This is a genomic window from Parasphingorhabdus pacifica, assembly GCF_054779195.1.
Genome location: NZ_BAAGYS010000003.1, coordinates 137,602 through 153,778, shown reverse-complemented (window position 1 = coordinate 153,778; position 16,177 = coordinate 137,602). Strand labels below are relative to the sequence as shown.

The 16,177-nt window shown below is 66.5% G+C and carries 16 protein-coding genes; 11 read left to right on the top strand and 5 right to left on the bottom strand.

Annotated elements, in window-relative coordinates; translation table 11 throughout:
• Positions 1–86: 86 nt before the first annotated feature.
• A complete protein-coding gene (locus tag ACYVAN_RS03495) occupies positions 87–1,421 on the top strand; it encodes an MFS transporter (protein ID WP_460955549.1) in 1,335 nt (444 codons plus the stop codon).
• A 126-nt stretch (positions 1,422–1,547) separates the two neighbouring features.
• Here ACYVAN_RS03495 and ACYVAN_RS03490 read toward each other — a convergent pair whose 3' ends face one another.
• The gene (locus ACYVAN_RS03490; RefSeq protein WP_460955547.1) at positions 1,548–2,327 is read right to left on the bottom strand and encodes an IclR family transcriptional regulator; all 780 of its coding nucleotides are present in this window, start codon (positions 2,325–2,327) and stop codon (positions 1,548–1,550) included.
• A 225-nt stretch (positions 2,328–2,552) separates the two neighbouring features.
• Between ACYVAN_RS03490 and ACYVAN_RS03485 the strand changes: the two genes are divergently transcribed.
• The 6 genes from ACYVAN_RS03485 (at position 2,553) to ACYVAN_RS03460 (ending at position 7,916) form a co-directional block, all read left to right on the top strand.
• Positions 2,553–3,836, top strand: coding sequence for an MFS transporter (locus ACYVAN_RS03485; RefSeq protein WP_460955545.1), 1,284 nt, complete (start codon positions 2,553–2,555; stop codon positions 3,834–3,836).
• On the top strand, positions 3,833–4,585 hold the full coding sequence (locus tag ACYVAN_RS03480) for a fumarylacetoacetate hydrolase family protein (protein ID WP_460955543.1): 753 nt from the start codon (positions 3,833–3,835) through the stop codon (positions 4,583–4,585). Before ACYVAN_RS03485 ends, ACYVAN_RS03480 begins: the two co-directional genes overlap by 4 nt.
• The gene (locus tag ACYVAN_RS03475) at positions 4,578–5,510 is read left to right on the top strand and encodes a sugar kinase (RefSeq protein ID WP_460955541.1); all 933 of its coding nucleotides are present in this window, start codon (positions 4,578–4,580) and stop codon (positions 5,508–5,510) included. Before ACYVAN_RS03480 ends, ACYVAN_RS03475 begins: the two co-directional genes overlap by 8 nt.
• Positions 5,511–5,537: 27 nt before the next feature.
• Positions 5,538–6,170 carry an orotidine 5'-phosphate decarboxylase / HUMPS family protein gene (locus tag ACYVAN_RS03470; RefSeq protein WP_460955539.1) on the top strand — a complete coding sequence of 211 codons (633 nt, stop codon included), beginning with the start codon at positions 5,538–5,540 and terminating at the stop codon, positions 6,168–6,170.
• Positions 6,167–6,721, top strand: coding sequence for a 6-phospho-3-hexuloisomerase (gene hxlB / locus ACYVAN_RS03465; RefSeq protein WP_460955537.1), 555 nt, complete (start codon positions 6,167–6,169; stop codon positions 6,719–6,721). The genes ACYVAN_RS03470 and hxlB overlap by 4 nt, the downstream gene beginning before the upstream one ends.
• A 193-nt stretch (positions 6,722–6,914) precedes the next feature.
• Positions 6,915–7,916 (top strand): LLM class flavin-dependent oxidoreductase, encoded by a 1,002-nt coding sequence (locus tag ACYVAN_RS03460; protein ID WP_460955535.1) that lies wholly within the window; start codon positions 6,915–6,917, stop codon positions 7,914–7,916.
• 119 nt (positions 7,917–8,035) lie between these two features.
• Here the strand turns inward: ACYVAN_RS03460 and ACYVAN_RS03455 are convergent, their stop codons facing one another.
• The 4 genes from ACYVAN_RS03455 to paaI form a co-directional block, all read right to left on the bottom strand.
• Positions 8,036–8,503 carry a nitroreductase family deazaflavin-dependent oxidoreductase gene (locus ACYVAN_RS03455; RefSeq protein WP_460955533.1) on the bottom strand — a complete coding sequence of 156 codons (468 nt, stop codon included), beginning with the start codon at positions 8,501–8,503 and terminating at the stop codon, positions 8,036–8,038.
• A 386-nt stretch (positions 8,504–8,889) separates the two neighbouring features.
• The gene (locus ACYVAN_RS03450) at positions 8,890–9,525 is read right to left on the bottom strand and encodes a TetR/AcrR family transcriptional regulator (protein ID WP_460955531.1); all 636 of its coding nucleotides are present in this window, start codon (positions 9,523–9,525) and stop codon (positions 8,890–8,892) included.
• A gap of 27 nt (positions 9,526–9,552) precedes the next feature.
• Complete coding sequence (gene paaK, locus ACYVAN_RS03445) at positions 9,553–10,899, bottom strand: phenylacetate--CoA ligase PaaK (protein WP_460955529.1); 1,347 nt, start codon at positions 10,897–10,899, stop codon at positions 9,553–9,555.
• Positions 10,896–11,333 (bottom strand): hydroxyphenylacetyl-CoA thioesterase PaaI, encoded by a 438-nt coding sequence (paaI, locus tag ACYVAN_RS03440; protein ID WP_460955527.1) that lies wholly within the window; start codon positions 11,331–11,333, stop codon positions 10,896–10,898. The genes paaK and paaI overlap by 4 nt, the downstream gene beginning before the upstream one ends.
• Before the next feature lie 339 nt (positions 11,334–11,672).
• Here paaI and ACYVAN_RS03435 point away from each other — a divergent pair, with 339 nt between their 5' ends.
• From ACYVAN_RS03435 to paaB, 4 genes are all read left to right on the top strand, one after another.
• Entirely contained in the window at positions 11,673–12,530 is an 858-nt protein-coding gene (locus ACYVAN_RS03435) for a 3-hydroxyacyl-CoA dehydrogenase family protein (protein WP_460955525.1), read from the top strand.
• 193 nt (positions 12,531–12,723) lie between these two features.
• Positions 12,724–14,766, top strand: a complete 2,043-nt coding sequence (gene paaZ / locus ACYVAN_RS03430) for a phenylacetic acid degradation bifunctional protein PaaZ (RefSeq protein WP_460955523.1) — start codon at positions 12,724–12,726, stop codon at positions 14,764–14,766.
• 124 nt (positions 14,767–14,890) lie between these two features.
• Positions 14,891–15,871, top strand: a complete 981-nt coding sequence (gene paaA, locus ACYVAN_RS03425) for a 1,2-phenylacetyl-CoA epoxidase subunit PaaA (protein ID WP_460955521.1) — start codon at positions 14,891–14,893, stop codon at positions 15,869–15,871.
• Positions 15,868–16,176, top strand: a complete 309-nt coding sequence (gene paaB, locus ACYVAN_RS03420) for a 1,2-phenylacetyl-CoA epoxidase subunit PaaB (RefSeq protein WP_460955519.1) — start codon at positions 15,868–15,870, stop codon at positions 16,174–16,176. The genes paaA and paaB overlap by 4 nt, the downstream gene beginning before the upstream one ends.
• The last annotated feature ends 1 nt before the right edge of the window (position 16,177 follow it).

Sequence of the window (16,177 nt, the reverse complement as noted above, 5' to 3'; positions counted from 1 at the left end):
ACAGCCCAAGTGGCCCAGCTTACTCTGCGCCGAACGCAATAACGAACGCAGTTCGAAATTTCGGACACGACGATGGAGTCGGACGGATGCCCCCTCTGACCGCGGATGCTGCTCGCGGCACCATGCGCAAGATCACCTGGAGACTTCTCCCGTTGCTGGGGCTGCTCTACGTGATCGCCTATATCGACCGGTCGAACGTGGGCTTCGCGAAGCTGACGTTGCAGGATGAGCTCGGACTCTCAGCGACGGTGTTCGCCCTCGGGCAGGTTTTCTTCTTCGTGGCGTATGCGGTCCTGGAGGTGCCCAGCAATCTGGCGCTGCACCGGTTCGGTGCCCATCGATGGATCGCTCGGATCATGCTCACGTGGGGGATCGTCACGATCGCGACCGCGTTGGTGACCACGACGTGGCAGTTCTACCTGGCGCGGTTCCTGCTCGGTGCCGCCGAGGCGGGATTCTTCCCCGGGGTCATCTACTATTTGACTCGTTGGTTCCCCGCCTCCGAGCGCGGTTCGGCCATCGGTATGTTCATGTTGGCGGGGCCGGTCTCGTTCATCATCGGAAATCCGGTGATGGGTGCGCTCGGTGATCTGCACGGGGTGTGGGGCGTGCAGGGCTGGCAGTGGATCTTCATCGCAACCGGTGTGCCCGCCGTGCTCCTCGCCCCGGTCGTGCTGTGGGCACTGCCGAGGGAGCCCGCCACCGCGGGCTGGCTCACCGCTGCCGAACGCACCTGGCTGACCCAGCGGCTCGATGCCGAGGCCGCCGAAGCCGGCGAACAACCGCACAACCCCTGGAAGGTGCTCAAGGACCGCAGGGTCGTATCGCTGGCGCTGTTCTTCCTGTGCTTCCCACTCGCGACCTACGGATTGGCGTTCTGGCTGCCCACGGTGGTCGAAGGTTTCGGAGGTCTTTCCGGGACGAGCGTCGGCGTGATCTCGACGATTCCGTACGTGTGCGTGATGATCGCGCTCCTCGTCGTGCCGCGCATGGCCAAAACCAGGGGCACGCCGTTCGGTTGGTTGGCGTTGATGCTCGGGTTCTCCGCCTCGGGGCTGTTGATCGCCGCGTTCACGGCATCGCCGTGGTTGCAGATGGTCGGGATCTGCGTCGCCTCGATCGGTGGCTTTGCCGCTCAACCGGTGATGTGGGGAATGGTGCCCAGGTTCCTCACCGGGGCGGCCGCGGCCGCCGGTATCGGCGTGATCAACGGAATCGGCAACCTCGGCGGGGGATTCGGTCCTCTCGGGATCGCGGCCATCGTGGACCTCACGGGGTCTCCGCTGACCGGACTGCTCTTCCTCGTCGCCGTGTCGTTGCTCGGCATGGTCGGGGTCGTCGGGCTGCGCCGCGTGCTCATGCGGAACACTCCCGCGCGGGCACCTTCGAAGTCCCCGGAGGCCTCCCTCGAATCAAGCTGACCCCAACCGAATCTCAATGTGACCTTCGAGACCGGCTGACCGTGGACGTGCGACTCGTCCAGGGATCAGCCGGCTTCGGTGTTTCGCCGGAGATCCGCACGGGTGCCGCGGCCACCGGACGCAGGGTCAGCGCCGGGGGAGGCCGATCGCGAGTTCCTTGGCGGCCCGGCGCAACGGTTCGAGATAGGTCCGCAGCTGTTCCAGCGAGCTGCGGAACGCCGGAGCTGCTGTGGACAGGGCGGCAACAGCCACCCCGGAAGGATTGAGCACGGGTACGCCGATGGCGATGATGTCGGACTCGTGCTCCTCGTCTGCGAGCGCGTATCCCTGTTCGCGGACTCGTTCGATCTCCGTCCTGAACGGGTCCCGCTCGGTGATCGTCTTGGGCCCCATTTTGGGAAGGTCGAGTTCGGCGACGAGTTTGTCGCGTTCGGGTTCCGCGGCGAAGGCGATCAGGCACTTCCCCATCGAGGTGCAGTGCAGAGGCCCGCGTTGGCCCGGCTCACCGGTGATCTGAATCTGTTGCGTGCCTTCGACGAAGTGCACGTAGAGCTGGTCGTGTCCGTCGAGCACGGACATCAGCGTGGGCTCCCCGGTCTGCCGGGTGACCCTTTCGAGAGCCGGTGTGGCGATCTCGGTGAATCCGCGTGCGTGCAACACCCGCTGACCGAGTTCGAACAACCGGAGTCCCAGGTTCCACCGGCGTTCCTCGTCCAGAACCGCGAAATCTTCCTGCGCGATCGATTTCAGCAACCGGTGGGTGGTGCTGACCGGGTATCCGGCCTGCCGTGCGAGGTCGGACAGCGTGGTGCCGTGCGGCGCTTCTCCCAGCAGGACGAGCAGGCGCAGCGCTTTGCGCACCATGTCGTCGCGCGGGGTGCTCGACGTCTCGGACTGCTCCGGCACGGGGTCCTCCTTCTGCTGCCGCGCCGCCTGCAGGCGGCTGCGCGGATGTTACCGGGGCAGATTGACACGACCTGCACCACTGCATATCGTTTTCCACGATAAAGCAAAGCTTACCACATCGCGGTAAACATCCAATTTGGTTGTGTGCGGTAAACCGGATCCGGGCGTGGACAACCGCGGTGCTACCGCATGCCCCGGCAATGCTGGGCGACAAAGGAGTCCGCCTTGACATCACCCGCCGAACTGGGAAGGCAACGCTGGCTCCGCCTGCTCCCAGTCGCGTTCGTGACCTACTCGCTGGCCTATCTGGACAGGTCGAACTTCTCCATCGGTGTCGCGGGGGGAATGAAGGAGGATCTCGCCCTCAGCGGCGGGATGGCCTCGTTGATCGGCGCCTCGTTCTTCCTCGGATACTGCCTCTTCCAGATCCCCGGAACCCTCTACGCCGAACGTCGCAGCGTTCGCGGGCTGATCTTCTGGTGCACGCTCGCATGGGGATTGCTGGCCGCTGTGCAAGGACTGCTGCACAGCGCGTGGCCATTGATCATCGTGCGATTCCTGTTGGGGGCCTCGGAGGCAGCGGTGCTCCCGGCGATGGTCGTGTTCCTGGCACGGTGGTTCACCAAACGGGAGCGAGGCAGTGCCAACGCCATCCTCATCCTGGGCAATCCGATCACGGTCATGTGGCTCAACGCGGTCTCCGGCTACATTGTCGAGCTGACCAGCTGGCGGGAGATGTTCATCCTGGAGGGATTGCCCGCCGTGGTGTGGGCGTTCATCTTCCGGGCGCTCGTCTCCGACCATCCCTCCGAGGCGAGGTGGCTGAACGAGTCCGAGAAGGACGCTGTGACCACGGAGCTGGCCGAAGAGCGCAAGCAGGCCACTCCGGCCAAGACGTTCGCCGCGGCATTCCGCTCCCGCCCGGTCGTGCTGTTGTCGGTGCAGTACCTGCTGTGGAGCATCGGCGTGTACGGCCTGGTGTTCTGGTTGCCGAGTATCGTCTCCGCGGGAACCGGCCAGGGCATCGGCATGAGCGGATTGCTCTCGGCGATTCCGTTCGGGGTGGCCGCGCTGCTCATGGTGCTCAACTCGCGGATGTCCGACCGTTCCGGAAGCCGAATGAGCTTCGTCTGGCCCTGGCTGCTGCTCGGCGGGATCGGCTTCTACTTGTCCTACCTGTTGGGCCCGGACCAGTTCTGGCTCGCGTTCCTCCTGCTGGTCGTGGCGGGTGGCGCGATGTACGCGCCCTACGGGCCCTACTTCGCCCACGTTTCCGAGGTGCTCCCGAAGAACTTCGCCGGTGCGGGCGTCGCCTGCGTCAACAGCGCCGGGTCCGTGGGCGGCTTCTTCGGCACCTACCTGGTCGGCTGGCTCAACTCGTCGACCGGTGGCACGGCTGCCTCGTTCGTCATGATGGCAGCTTCGATGGTCGCCGCCGCCTTGATCAGTCCATTGGTTACCGGCGGCACGACACGTTCCGGGAACACCCTGCAGGAGAGTCCGGCGTGAAGGTTCTCCGCTACCTGAACGGCACGCAGCCGGTCACCGGCTGCGTGCTCGACGGGCAGATTCACCACGTGGCCGATGTCCCGCGGGTGGCCGACCTGGTGGCCGGCGAGGGCGCCGGATCGGTGATGCCCGAGGAACTGCTGGCGCCCGTTCTACCGGGCACCGTGTTCGGGATGGCCCACAACACCGGACCTTCGGACCGTGAGCTGCCGCCCGCTGCTTTCCTCAAGGCAGTGGCCAGCGTCGCCGGGCCGGGAGAGTCGATCCCGCTACCGGACGGCATCGGTCGGGTGGACGCCGAAGCCGAGTTGTGCGCCGTGCTCTCCGAGCCACTACGCAATGCCGGCCCCGGAGACGTGCCGTCGGCGCTGCTCGGATACACCGTCGGCCTGGACGTGACAGGGCGGGACGCGCAACAGTACGATCCGCTATGGACTGAAGCGAAGAGTCGTAGTGGGTTCACCCCGATCGGTCCGTGGATCGAGACCGATCTGAATGCCGACGACGCGCGGATCCGGTTGTGGCACAACGGCGAAGAGGTCGCGACCGGAACCACGGCCGGACTCGCGAGAGGGCCGTTCGAAGCGATTTCCTACGTGTCCACATTGGTCGAGCTTCGACCCGGCGATGTAGTGCTCACCGGTGCACCGAACACCTCCGCGACGGTGCGACCGGGTGACGTGGTGGCAGCCGAGATCGAAGGTATCGGAGTATTGAGCTGCCCTGTTGTGAGGAGTTCGGATGGTTGACGTCATTACGTTCGGCGAGGTCATGGCCATGTTCGTCGCCGCCGAACAGGGGTCCCTCGACGAGGCGGAGAACTTCGGTGTCCGGTTGGCCGGTGCCGAGATGAACGTCGCGGTGGGGTTGGCAAGACTCGGTCACGAGGTCGGGTACCTCAGTGCCGTGGGCGATGACCCGTTCGGAACGCGCATCAGACGCGAGCTGGCCGGCGAGGGCATCGACATCAGTCGGCTGGTCACCGATCGGTCCGCACCGACCGGCTTTCAGCTCAAAAGTCGAGTGCAGGAGGGAGATCCCGCGGTCGTCTACTTCCGCAAGGGGTCGGCGGCGTCGCGGTCGACGTGGTCGGCGTCGGCCGAAGAGGCGGTCAGGTCCACGAAGCACCTGCACGTCACCGGCGTCTTCGCTGCGCTCACGCCGGCGACCCGCGAGTTCGCGTTCAACGCGATGCGGACGGCCAAGGAGGCGGGGGTGTCGGTCTCATTCGACCCGAACCTCCGCCCCGCGCTGTGGCCGGACACCCGCGAAATGGTGGCCACCATCAACCAGCTGGCGGCCCTCGCGGACTGCGTGCTGCCCGGGCTCGCGGAAGGCGAGCTGACCACCGGGCGAGCCACTGCCGCGGAGATCGCCGAGTTCTACCTCGACAACGGTGCGAGCGAGGTCGTGATCAAGTTGGGAACCGAAGGAGCGGTGCTGCACAGCAGACACGGAACCACGGCCGAACCTGCCTTCCCGGTGAACGTCGTGGACACGGTGGGAGCGGGCGACGGCTTCGCCGCCGGATGGATCAGCGCTCGACTCGACGGGCTGGATGAGTCGAGCGCCCTGCGCCGCGCCTGCGTGGTCGGCGCGATGGCCACCACCAGCGAAGGGGACAAGGACGGCTTGCCGACGCTGGCCCGGCTTCGCGAACTGCAGATCGCCTGAACGGACATCTCGAGAGGAGGCAGAACGGTGCAACTACAGGTCGCGTTGGACCGGATCGAGCTGGATGCGGCGATCGACATCACCACGAAGGTCGCTCCGCACGCCGACTGGATCGAGGTCGGAACCTCGTTGATCAAGCGATTCGGCATGCGCAGCGTCTCCGAGGTCGTCGCGTCCGCCGGTGACACGCCGGTACTGGCGGACCTCAAGACGGCGGACGATGCGGCAACGGAGTTCGGGATGGCATTTGACCACGGGGCCCGGGCGGCAACCGTGCTCGCCGCGGCCGCGGACGCGACGATCGATCGCTGTGTCCAGCTCACCAACGACGCCGGCGGTGAGACCGTGCTCGACCTGCTGGAGGTCTCGTCACAGCGCCGGGACGACCTGCTCGAAAGACTGCCGGGTGGAGTGGTATTCGCCGCGCACGTCGGCAAGGACGCACAGGCTGCGGGCCAGGACATCGAGTCGACGCTCGGGTCCTGGGTCCGTGGGCGTTCCGTGGCCGTCGCGGGTGGCCTTGCCGCGGCGGACAGCGCACGCCTGCGAACCTCCCACCCGCACCTGCGCGTCATCATCGGATCAGCCATCACCCAGGCGTCGGATCCCGCTGAGACGGCGAGGAAAACGTCCAACGAGGTACGAGGAGAACATCAGTGAGCACCGACCTGCTCGAGACCATTCAGAACGAGATCGGCGGTGTGCTGGCCAACACGGATCCCGAACCGGTCGAGTCCGCGGCCCGCGACATCGACGCGGCGGAGCGTGTTTTCGTCGCCGGTGCCGGTCGCTCGGGTTTCATGGCCAGCGCATTCGCGATGCGGCTGGTGCACCTCGGGTCGCGGGTCCACGTGGTGGGTGAAACGACCGCGCCGACGATGTCCTCCGATGATGTTCTCGTTGCCGTGTCCGGCTCGGGAAGTACGCCGGGAACCGTGCGCGCGGTAGAAGAGGCGGGTCGAGTCGGAAGTCGAGTGCTCGCCGTCACGACCGACCCCGAATCCAAGCTGGGTGCCCTCGCGGACACGGTCGTCTCGATCCCGGCCGCGACCAAGCACCGCCGGGCGGGGGAGGCGGCGAGCATCCAGCCGCTGTCCAGCCTGTTCGATCAGTGCACGCACCTCATTTTCGACGCAGTCTGCTTGCGGATCGCTCAGCAGCGCGAGATCGACAACGCCGCTGCGAAGGGCGCTCATGTGACCACGGAGTGAGTCGGTCGCGGTGCGCTCCGGGCGGGTTTCGGTCGACGAGCCCGAGTCGTTGACGCTGCGATGCTCCGAAGACGCTGCGATGCTCCGAAGACGCTGCGATGCTCCGAAGACGCTGCGATCGTCAACGAGCAGGAATAGAAGCTCGGGCGAGGGTGTTTAGTCTTCCAAACGAAAGTGGAAGGATCCTGCTCGTATGTCTTCGCACGTCCCGGTCAGCATCCTGGACCTGGTACCCGTGTCCGAAGGCGGGAACGTCAACGACGCTCTCGCCGCGTCCATGCAGGCCGCGCAGTCGGCGGACGAACTCGGGTACAACCGGATCTGGTATGCCGAGCACCACAACACCGAGTACCTCGGTGCCAGCGCGACATCCACACTGATCGGACGTGCCGCCTCGCTCACCGAACGGATCCGCATCGGCTCCGGCGGGGTGATGCTTCCGAACCACGCACCGCTGCGGGTCGCCGAAGAATACGGCACCCTGGCCCAGTTCTTCCCCGGCCGGATCGACCTCGGGCTGGGCCGTGCGCCGGGCACCGACCAGATGACCGCGCAGGTCCTGAGCCGGACGAGTGCCGACCCGCAGTCGTTCGCCAGCAGCATCTACGACCTCACCGGCTGGTTCGGTGCGGACGGAAAGGCCAAGAGCACGCCGATTTCCGGCGGGGTTTCGGCCGGAACCGAGGTGCCGATCTGGGTGCTCGGATCGACCGTGGACGGCGCGTCCATAGCCGGCCAGCTGGGGTTGCCGTTCTCGTTCGCGTCCCACTTCGCCCCCACTCAGCTTCACGAGGCGCTCGATGTCTACCGGCGGTCGTTCGACCCCTCGGCACCGACGGCGCAGATCGACAAGCCGTATGTGATGGCCGGGATCAACGTGCTCGTCGCGCCTTCCGACGAGGAGGCGATGCGCCAGTGGACCACCGCCCAGCGCATGATCGTCGGCGTGCGTACCGGTAAGCGGCGGGCGTTGCAGCCGCCGGTCGCCCCGGAGGAGATGGGGACGACGAGCGAGCGCAACTTCGCGGAGTCGATGCTGAGCGTCCGGGCAGTGGGTTCGGCCGATACGGCCCGGAAGACGTTGGAGGAGTTCGTCGAGTCGACCCAGGTGGACGAGTTGATCGCCACCACCTATGCGTTCGATCCCGCGGACCGAATGCGTTCGATGGAACTCCTCGCGAAGAACTGGTTCTGACCGTGTGCTCACGGCGGTGAGCCTCGGGATCGATCTCGTCCCCGAAGCGGCGCCCCCTCCGGGCCGCGAAGCGCGGTTTCCGCAGTATGCGGTGCTTCGGGGCCCGGAGGGGAGCTGGTTCAGCCGGAAAGTTCGCCGTCCGCGCCCGCTGCGTCGAGTGGACTCAGCACGAACAGCGGAATCTCGCGATCGGTCTTCTCCTGGTAGTCGGCGAAGGGCGGGAAGGCGCTCACCGCGTGTTCCCACCACCTGTCCTTCTCCGCGCCGGAGGCCTCCCGGGCGGTGTAGTCTTCTTTGACCGGCCCGTCCTGCAGTTCCACGTGCGGGTCGGCCACGATGTTGTGGTACCAGAGCGGGTGGCTGGGCGCGCCGCCCAGCGAGGCGACAACCGCGTAACGCCCCTCGTGCTCGACGCGCATCAACGCGGTCTTGCGCACCTTGCCGCTCTTCGCGCCTCGCGTCGTGAGGATGATGACGGGAAGCCCGTGCATGGTGGTGCCCTGTGTTCCGCCGGAACTCTCGTAGAGTTCGACCTGATCGCGTACCCACTCGGACGTGCTTGGTTCGTACTCTCCGGAAAGAGGCATATCCGCGCGAACGCCACCGACCGCTGCGCTATTCCGCGTTGGTCAGGATCGCCGCTGACCGGGTGAAATCCGGGCAGGCGCGGTGAGGCCGGTGCCTCGTGCGAGCTCCTCGCCCACTCCTCGACTCCGGTGTCCATAGCGGACTCATGGCGGATGCTTCGATGAACTCGGAAGCGCCACGCGTCCGAATCCGGCCACGTGCCCGAGACCGTGTTCACTCGGTGGCGCGCTGGTCGGTCCCCGCACGCGGATCGGGAGGAACCTGAGCTTGCTCGAGGTTCCTCCCGAAACGTCGAGTTGCCCTACGTCGACCCGAGATGATCACTGGCCACCGCTGAGCACCGCCGCCGCGCCGGGTCGTAGGAGACTCCGCCGGGGACGAGAGATCAGCGCGGGGTTCGAACATCCGCGTTCGTCGGCTGGTGTTCCAGACCTTCGAAGGCGAGCTTGACCACGGCGTCGGCGAGCTCCTCCGAGTCCAGTCCCCGGTGCGGCCGATACCACTCGATGATGGAGTTGACCAAGCCGAACAGCAGCCGACTGGTCAGTGCGGGAGTGAGATCGGGGCGAATGCTGCCTTCCTGCTCGGCGGCGGCGACGAGCTCGCCGAGGAAGCCGTCGATCTCCCTTCGGCGGGCGAGGGCCTGCCGTTCGACCTTGCTGTTCCCACGCAGTCTCAGCAGCACCGTGACGAAGGGTTGTTCGTCTACGAGGATCTGCACACTTCGCCGGAGGGCGTGCTGCAATCGGAGAATCGCGGGACCTTCGCGCGATCCCGGCTCGTCGGCGACCGCGAACAGCGCGTCGAGCGCCCGGTTCACGGTCAGCCGGAGCAGCTCCTCCTTGCTGGAGACGTGGTGGTATATCGCCGACTTGGTGATGCCGAGGCGTTTGGCGAGATCTTCCATGCTCGTGCTGTCGTAGCCGCGCTCGTGGAAGACCACCGCCGCGGTGCGAAGCAGCGATTCCAGGTCATGACCCGGTCTTCCTCGGTTGTTGGTCTTGACCGTTTTCGCCGTCATGTGCACCAGCTTCCCAGCTCGGGCGGATCACTTCTCCCGGTGGTCGCGCACCCTTCGCAGCTTGCCGACCGAGCGTTCGAGCGTGTCCGGGTCCACGATGGATACGTCGGCTGTGACGCCGACATCGTCCTTGACAGCTTTGGTGAGAAGATTCGGCGCGGTGGAGCGTTGTTCCGGTGTGGTGTCCTCGCGGGCTTCGACTTGGATGGCCATGTGGTCCATTCGCCCCTCGCGGGTGAGGGTGATCTGGAAGTGCGGGGACAGTCCTTCGGCCCGAAGCAGGATCTCCTCGATCTGGGTGGGGAAGACGTTAACGCCCCGCAGGATGATCATGTCGTCGCTGCGTCCGGTGACCTTCTCCATCCGGCGGAAGTTCGGTCGTGCGGTGCCGGGCAGGAGGCGGGTCAGGTCGCGGGTGCGGTAGCGGATGATCGGCAGCGCCTGCTTGGTCAGCGAGGTGAACAGCAGCTCGCCGGTTTCGCCCTCGGGCATGGTGTCACCGAGTACCGGGTCGATGATCTCCGGGTAGAAGTGGTCCTCCCAGATGTGCAGGCCGTCCTTCGTTTCGACGCATTCGGAAGCGACACCGGGTCCCATGACCTCGGATAGGCCGTAGATGTCGACGGCGTCGAGGTCGAGTGCTTCTTCGATCTCGCGGCGCATCTCCTCGGTCCACGGCTCGGCGCCGAAGATGCCGACCTCGAGCGAGGTGCTGCGCGGATCGATGCCCTGGCGCCGGAACTCGTCGATGAGGGTGAGCATGTACGAGGGTGTGACCATGATGATCTCGGGCTGGAAGTCCTGGATGATCTGCACCTGGCGGGCGGTCATCCCGCCGGAAGCGGGCACGACCGCGCAACCGAGCCGTTCGGCTCCGTAGTGGGCGCCGAGCCCGCCGGTGAACAGGCCGTACCCGTAGGAGACGTGGATCATGTGGCCAGGGCGCCCACCGGCTGCCCGGATCGACCGGGCGACGACGTCGGACCAGATGTCCAGGTCGTCCTGTGTGTACCCGACCACGGTGGGTTGGCCGGTCGTCCCACTGGACGCGTGCACCCGCCGGATCTCCGAGCGTGGCACCGCGAACATGTCGAACGGGTAGTTCTCGCGCAGATCGTTCTTACTGGTGGTGGGGAACTTCGCGAGGTCGTCGAGCGTCCGGCAGTCTTCGGGACGCACGCCGGCCTCGTCGAACTTGCGTCGGTAGAAGGGCACATTCCGGTACGCGTGATCGAGGGTCCACTGCAGACGTTCGAGCTGCAGGGCAGCGAGTTCGTCACGGCTCAACCGTTCGGCGGCGTCCAGGTCGGTCGCGATGGGAGGTCGGCCGAGCCGTTTCGCTGCTGCCGGCGAAGCCGCTCTCGTCTCAGTCATGCTCGTGCTTCCTTCCCTTGCTTGACGCTCCTGCTGTGGCCGCGGAATTCGGCGATCACTTCGCCGGGGGTGTCGCCCCTGCGGATGGTGATGTCGTAGATCCCGCTGCGGCCGAATCGGGTGCGTTCCACCGCGTCGGCGTACAGCACGTCACCTTCGTGGGCGGGAGCGACGAAGGTGATGTCCGCGCTCGCGGCCACGGTGACCGGGCCGTGGCTGTTGCAGGCGCAGGCGAACGTGGTGTCGGCCAGCAGGAAGACGTATCCGCCGTGGGCGATGCCGTGGCCGTTGACCATCTTCGAGGTGACGCGCATGCGCGCGGTTGCGCGGCCATCAACCGCCTCGTGCAATTCGATGCCGAGTGCTCTTGAGGCGTCATCGTCGTCGAGCATCGCCCGCGTCGAGCTCGACACCGTGGGTGCGGCCGGCTCCACAGCGTTTCACCACCTTGCATACTGACCGAACAGTCGGTTATTAATTGCAGTGTTGGTCCCGGCGGTCGCGATGTCAAGACGCTGCGGTTGCAGGTTTTCGGCGGCGTGGGCGGTGCCCCGTTCGCGCCCCGCCCGGCCCCTGGGTCCGAATGAGAGGAGACCGTCAGACATGCCCGACGTGTTCGTGGTCGATGGGGTGCGCGCCTCGCGAGGTCGCTGCGGGGAAGCCCTGGCCGGAACCCGCCCCGTCCACCTTGTGCGTTGGCGTCGGCCAGGGAGTATCGATGCTGGTGGAGCAAGCGTGAACGACTACGGGAAACGACGGCTCGAGGGGTCGCGGTGAGTGGAACGGTGCAGCTGGTCGGAGTTGTCGGCGGCGGGCGCATGGGGGCCGGGATAGCCCAGGCGTTCATCATGCTGGGTGCCGAGGTGTTCGTCGTGGAGAGCGACGAGTCCGCCGCACGAGCGGCCCGCGCACGGGTGCGTGAAGGGTTGGAAGGCGCTGCCAAGCGCGGGAAACTCGACACCGGACCCGATGCGGTGCTGGAGCGTCTGCGCACGCTCACCGGGCCGGAACAACTGCCCGCGGGTGCCGAGCTCGTCGTCGAGGCCGTGCCCGAGCAGCCCGAACTGAAGGTCCGGATGTTGGCCTCGGTCGAACGGGCAGTGTCGGCGACGGCGGTGGTCGCGAGCAATACGAGTTCGCTCTCCATCGCCGAGTTGGGAGCTGTTCTCGAACACCCGGAGCGCTTCCTCGGCATGCACTTCTTCAACCCCGTCCCCGCTTCGAAGCTCGTCGAAGTAGTGGTCACTCCGGAAACGGAAGAAGGCACCGTCGAAGCCGCCCGCAACTGGGCGCGTGAACTCGGCAAGACCGACGTGGTGGTCAAGGACTCACCGGGATTCGCCACCAGCCGGTTGGGGGTCGCGCTCGGGCTCGAGGCGATCAGGATGCTGGAGGAGGGGGTGGCCGACGCCGGATCCATCGACACCGCCATGGAACTCGGCTACCGGCACCCCATGGGGCCGCTGCGCTTGACCGATCTGGTCGGCCTCGATGTGCGGCTGGCCGTCGCCGAATACCTACGGAGCACTCTGGGCGAGCGGTTCGCGCCACCGCAGTTGTTGCGGGACAAGGTCGCGCGTGGCGACCTCGGTCGCAAGAGCGGTTACGGATTCCACGAGTGGAACGACTGATCGAAAGGCGAGGTGCAGCTCGGGTCGGCGCGTCCGCCGGCCACCGCGAGTCGCTGCCGGGGCGTCCGCGCCGAACGGCAGCCGGATTGTTCCAGTTGATCGACCACCGGACGAGCGGACGTGTTCGTGCCGCTCGCATGCATTCGTCCACCACTCGGTCAGCGAAGTTGACCGGCGAGGAGGTATCCAGGCCATGAGTGCTCTGCGTAGTTATGTCAGCGGACGTTGGCAGGCACCGTCCGACGAAGGAACGCCGCTGTGCGACGCCGTGACCGGTGCGGAGGTCGCACGGATCTCGTCGACGGGCATCGATATGGCCGCTGCCCTGGCACATGGTCGGAACACCGGTGGCCCGGAGTTGCGGCGGTTGACCTTCCACCAGCGCGCGGCGCTGCTCAAGTCGCTCGCCTCCTACCTGCGCGAGCACCGCGAAGAGCTTTACGAGCTGTCGGCCCGCACAGGTGCGACGTCCGGGGATTCCCAGTTCGACATCGACGGTGGTATCGGGGTGCTGTTCGGCTACTCCAGCAAAGGTCGGCGTGAACTGCCCAACGACACCGTCTACGTCGACGGGCCGGTCGAGCCACTGGGCAAGGGAGGCACGTTCCTCGGCCAACACATCTGCACACCGCTTCGTGGGGTGGCGGTACAGATCAACGCGTTCAACTTCCCGGTGTGGGGGCCACTGGAGAAACTGGCGCCCGCCTTCTTGGCAGGCGTACCGAGCCTGATCAAACCGGCCGGCCAGACCGCATACCTGACCCACCGCCTGGTCGAGCTGATGGTGGAGTCGGGATTGCTGCCCGAGGGGTCCGTGCAGCTGTTGTGCGGTAGCGCGGGTGACCTGCTGGACCACCTGACCGATCAGGACCTGGTGTCCTTCACCGGGTCGGCGGCCACCGCACGACATCTGCGTACTCATCCGGTGGTCGTCGGCGAGTCGGTGCGGTTCAACGCCGAGGCGGATTCGTTGAACTGCTCGATCCTCGGCCCGGACGCGGGTCCGGACACCGAAGAGTTCGCCTTGTTCGTCAAGCAGCTCGTCACGGAGATGACGGTGAAGGCGGGGCAGAAGTGCACGGCGATTCGTCGTGCGCTGGTTCCCGCGCATCTCGTGGATGACGTGGTGGAGGCTGCCACCGACCGATTGTCGAAGATCGTGATCGGCGCCCCGGACGCGGAGGGCGTGCGGATGGGTGCGTTGGCCAGTTTGGAGCAGCGCGAAGAGGTCCGGCGGTCGTTGAAGGCCCTGCTGGAAGTGGGGCGTCTGGTCTACGGCGACCCGGACGAGGTGGAACCCGTCGGTGCGGACGCGGAACGGGGCGCGTTCCTGTCGCCCATGCTGGTGCGTTGTGACGATCCCGAGCAGCCGCAGCCGCACGAGGTCGAGGCGTTCGGCCCGGTGAGCACGATCCTGCCGTACGACGGCGCGGCGCAGGCCGTCGAGCTCGCGCATCGTGGTCGCGGAAGCCTGGTGGGTTCGGTGGTGACCGCGGACGTCGAGTTCGCCCGCGAAGTCGTGCTGGATGCGGCGTCCAGGCACGGACGCCTGCTGGTGCTCAACCGGCACGACGCCAAGGAGTCCACGGGACATGGCTCGCCGTTGCCCCAGCTGGTCCACGGCGGTCCGGGGCGTGCAGGCGGTGGCGAGGAGATGGGCGGCATTCGAGGGGTGCTGCACCACATGCAGCGCACGGCGGTTCAGGGCGATCCGCAGACCCTGACGGCCGTGAGCGGGCAGTGGGTTCCCGGCAGCGCTCGCACGACCACCGACGTGCACCCGTTCCGCAAGCACCTGGAGGACCTGCGTCTCGGTGACACCGTCGTGTCCGCCGCACGCCAGGTGACGCTGGAGGACGTGGAGCATTTCGCCGAGTTCACCGGCGATACATTCTACGCCCACACGGACGAGGAAGCGGCCCGAGCGAACCCCTTCTTCGGCGGACGGGTGGCGCACGGCTACCTCGTGGTCTCGTTCGCGGCCGGGTTGTTCGTCTCCCCGGAGCCCGGCCCCGTACTGGCGAACTACGGGTTGGAGAACCTGCGGTTCGTCACGCCGACCTATCCCGGTGACGAGATCACCGTGACCTTGACGGCCAAGCAGATCACACCGCGGCAGGGTGGTGACTACGGCGAGGTCCGTTGGGACGCGGACGTGACGAACCAGGACGGCGCATCCGTGGCCAAGTACGACGTGTTGACCTTGGTCGCCAAGCGCGAGGTCGCCGCGAGCTGAGGTGATCGGGGTCGTCGCGGCTCCGGAGCGGCCGCGGCGACCCGGCGGAGGGTTGCGTCCGCGCGTGACCTGAGAGAAACTAATTACTGACCGAATGGTCGGTAGTGGATGGAGGTGGTCAGCGATGACCGGTGGAACCGTCTCCCGTGAGCCGGGATCGCTCGACGAGGCCGAGCTGGAGGGGCACTTCGACGCGACGGTCAAGCGCGATCAGCGCATCGAGCCGCGGGACTGGATGCCCGAGGGGTATCGCAGGACGCTGGTTCGCCAGATCGCGCAGCACGCGCATTCGGAGATCATCGGGATGCAGCCGGAGGGAAACTGGATCACGCGGGCACCATCGCTGCGCCGCAAGGCGATCCTGCTCGCCAAGGTCCAGGACGAGGCCGGGCACGGGCTGTACCTGTACTCGGCGACCGAGACGCTCGGCGTCGACCGCGAGGACCTCACCACCAAACTGATCAGCGGCAGGCAGAAGTACTCGTCGATCTTCAACTACCCGACGTTGAACTTCGCCGACATCGGAGTGATCGGCTGGCTCGTCGATGGGGCGGCCATCTGCAACCAGGTACCACTGTGCCGGAGTTCGTACGGCCCGTACGCGCGGGCGATGGTCCGGATCTGCAAGGAGGAGTCCTTCCACCAGCGCCAAGGCTACGAACTGCTGATGACCATGATGGGTGGCACCGCCGCTCAACGTGACATGGTGCAGGACGCGGTGGACCGGTGGTGGTGGCCCTCGCTGATGATGTTCGGGCCGCCGGACGGAGATTCTCCGAACACCCAGCAGTCGATGGCGTGGAAGATCAAGCGGCACACCAACGACGAACTCCGCCAGAAGTTCGTCGACATGACGGTTCCGCAGGCCGAGGAGCTGGGCGTCACGTTGCCGGATCCGGAACTGCGGTGGAACGACGAGCGCGAGCACTACGACTTCGGCGAGCCGGACTGGTCCGAGCTCAAACGGGTCATCGGCGGTGACGGCGCGTGCAACGCCGAGCGCGTCGAACGCCGCAGGACAGCGCACGAAGGGGGTGCGTGGGTTCGCGAGGCGGCCGCGGCGCACGCCGCGAAGCAAGCCGCGCGGAAGGTGGTAGCGGTATGAGCGAGCCGAACCAGAGCAGCCCCCGCTCGTCCTGGCCGTTGTTCGAGGTCTTCGTGCGTGGCAAGCGAGGCCTGAACCACGTGCACGTGGGCTCGTTGCACGCACCGGACGAGGAGATGGCGCTGCACAACGCCCGCAACCTCTACACGCGCCGGAACGAGGGCGTCAGCATCTGGGTGGTGCGCGCCGCCGCGATCACCGCATCGAGCCCCGACGAGAAGGACTCGTTCTTCGCACCCAACGCGGACAAGGTCTACCGGCATCCCACCTTCTACACCATTCCCGACGACGTTCCGCACATGTGAG

Bases quoted from the DNA above. Each gene is read 5' to 3' on its own strand.
- paaZ (WP_460955523.1), top strand. From the start codon at position 12,724: ATGAGTGCTCTGCGTAGTTATGTCAGCGGACGTTGGCAGGCACCGTCC.
- ACYVAN_RS03475 (WP_460955541.1), top strand. From the start codon at position 4,578: ATGGTTGACGTCATTACGTTCGGCGAGGTCATGGCCATGTTCGTCGCC.
- paaB (WP_460955519.1), top strand. From the start codon at position 15,868: ATGAGCGAGCCGAACCAGAGCAGCCCCCGCTCGTCCTGGCCGTTGTTC.
- ACYVAN_RS03495 (WP_460955549.1), top strand. From the start codon at position 87: ATGCCCCCTCTGACCGCGGATGCTGCTCGCGGCACCATGCGCAAGATC.
- ACYVAN_RS03455 (WP_460955533.1), bottom strand. From the start codon at position 8,503: ATGCCTCTTTCCGGAGAGTACGAACCAAGCACGTCCGAGTGGGTACGC.
- paaA (WP_460955521.1), top strand. From the start codon at position 14,891: ATGACCGGTGGAACCGTCTCCCGTGAGCCGGGATCGCTCGACGAGGCC.
- ACYVAN_RS03450 (WP_460955531.1), bottom strand. From the start codon at position 9,525: ATGACGGCGAAAACGGTCAAGACCAACAACCGAGGAAGACCGGGTCAT.
- ACYVAN_RS03460 (WP_460955535.1), top strand. From the start codon at position 6,915: ATGTCTTCGCACGTCCCGGTCAGCATCCTGGACCTGGTACCCGTGTCC.
- paaK (WP_460955529.1), bottom strand. From the start codon at position 10,899: ATGACTGAGACGAGAGCGGCTTCGCCGGCAGCAGCGAAACGGCTCGGC.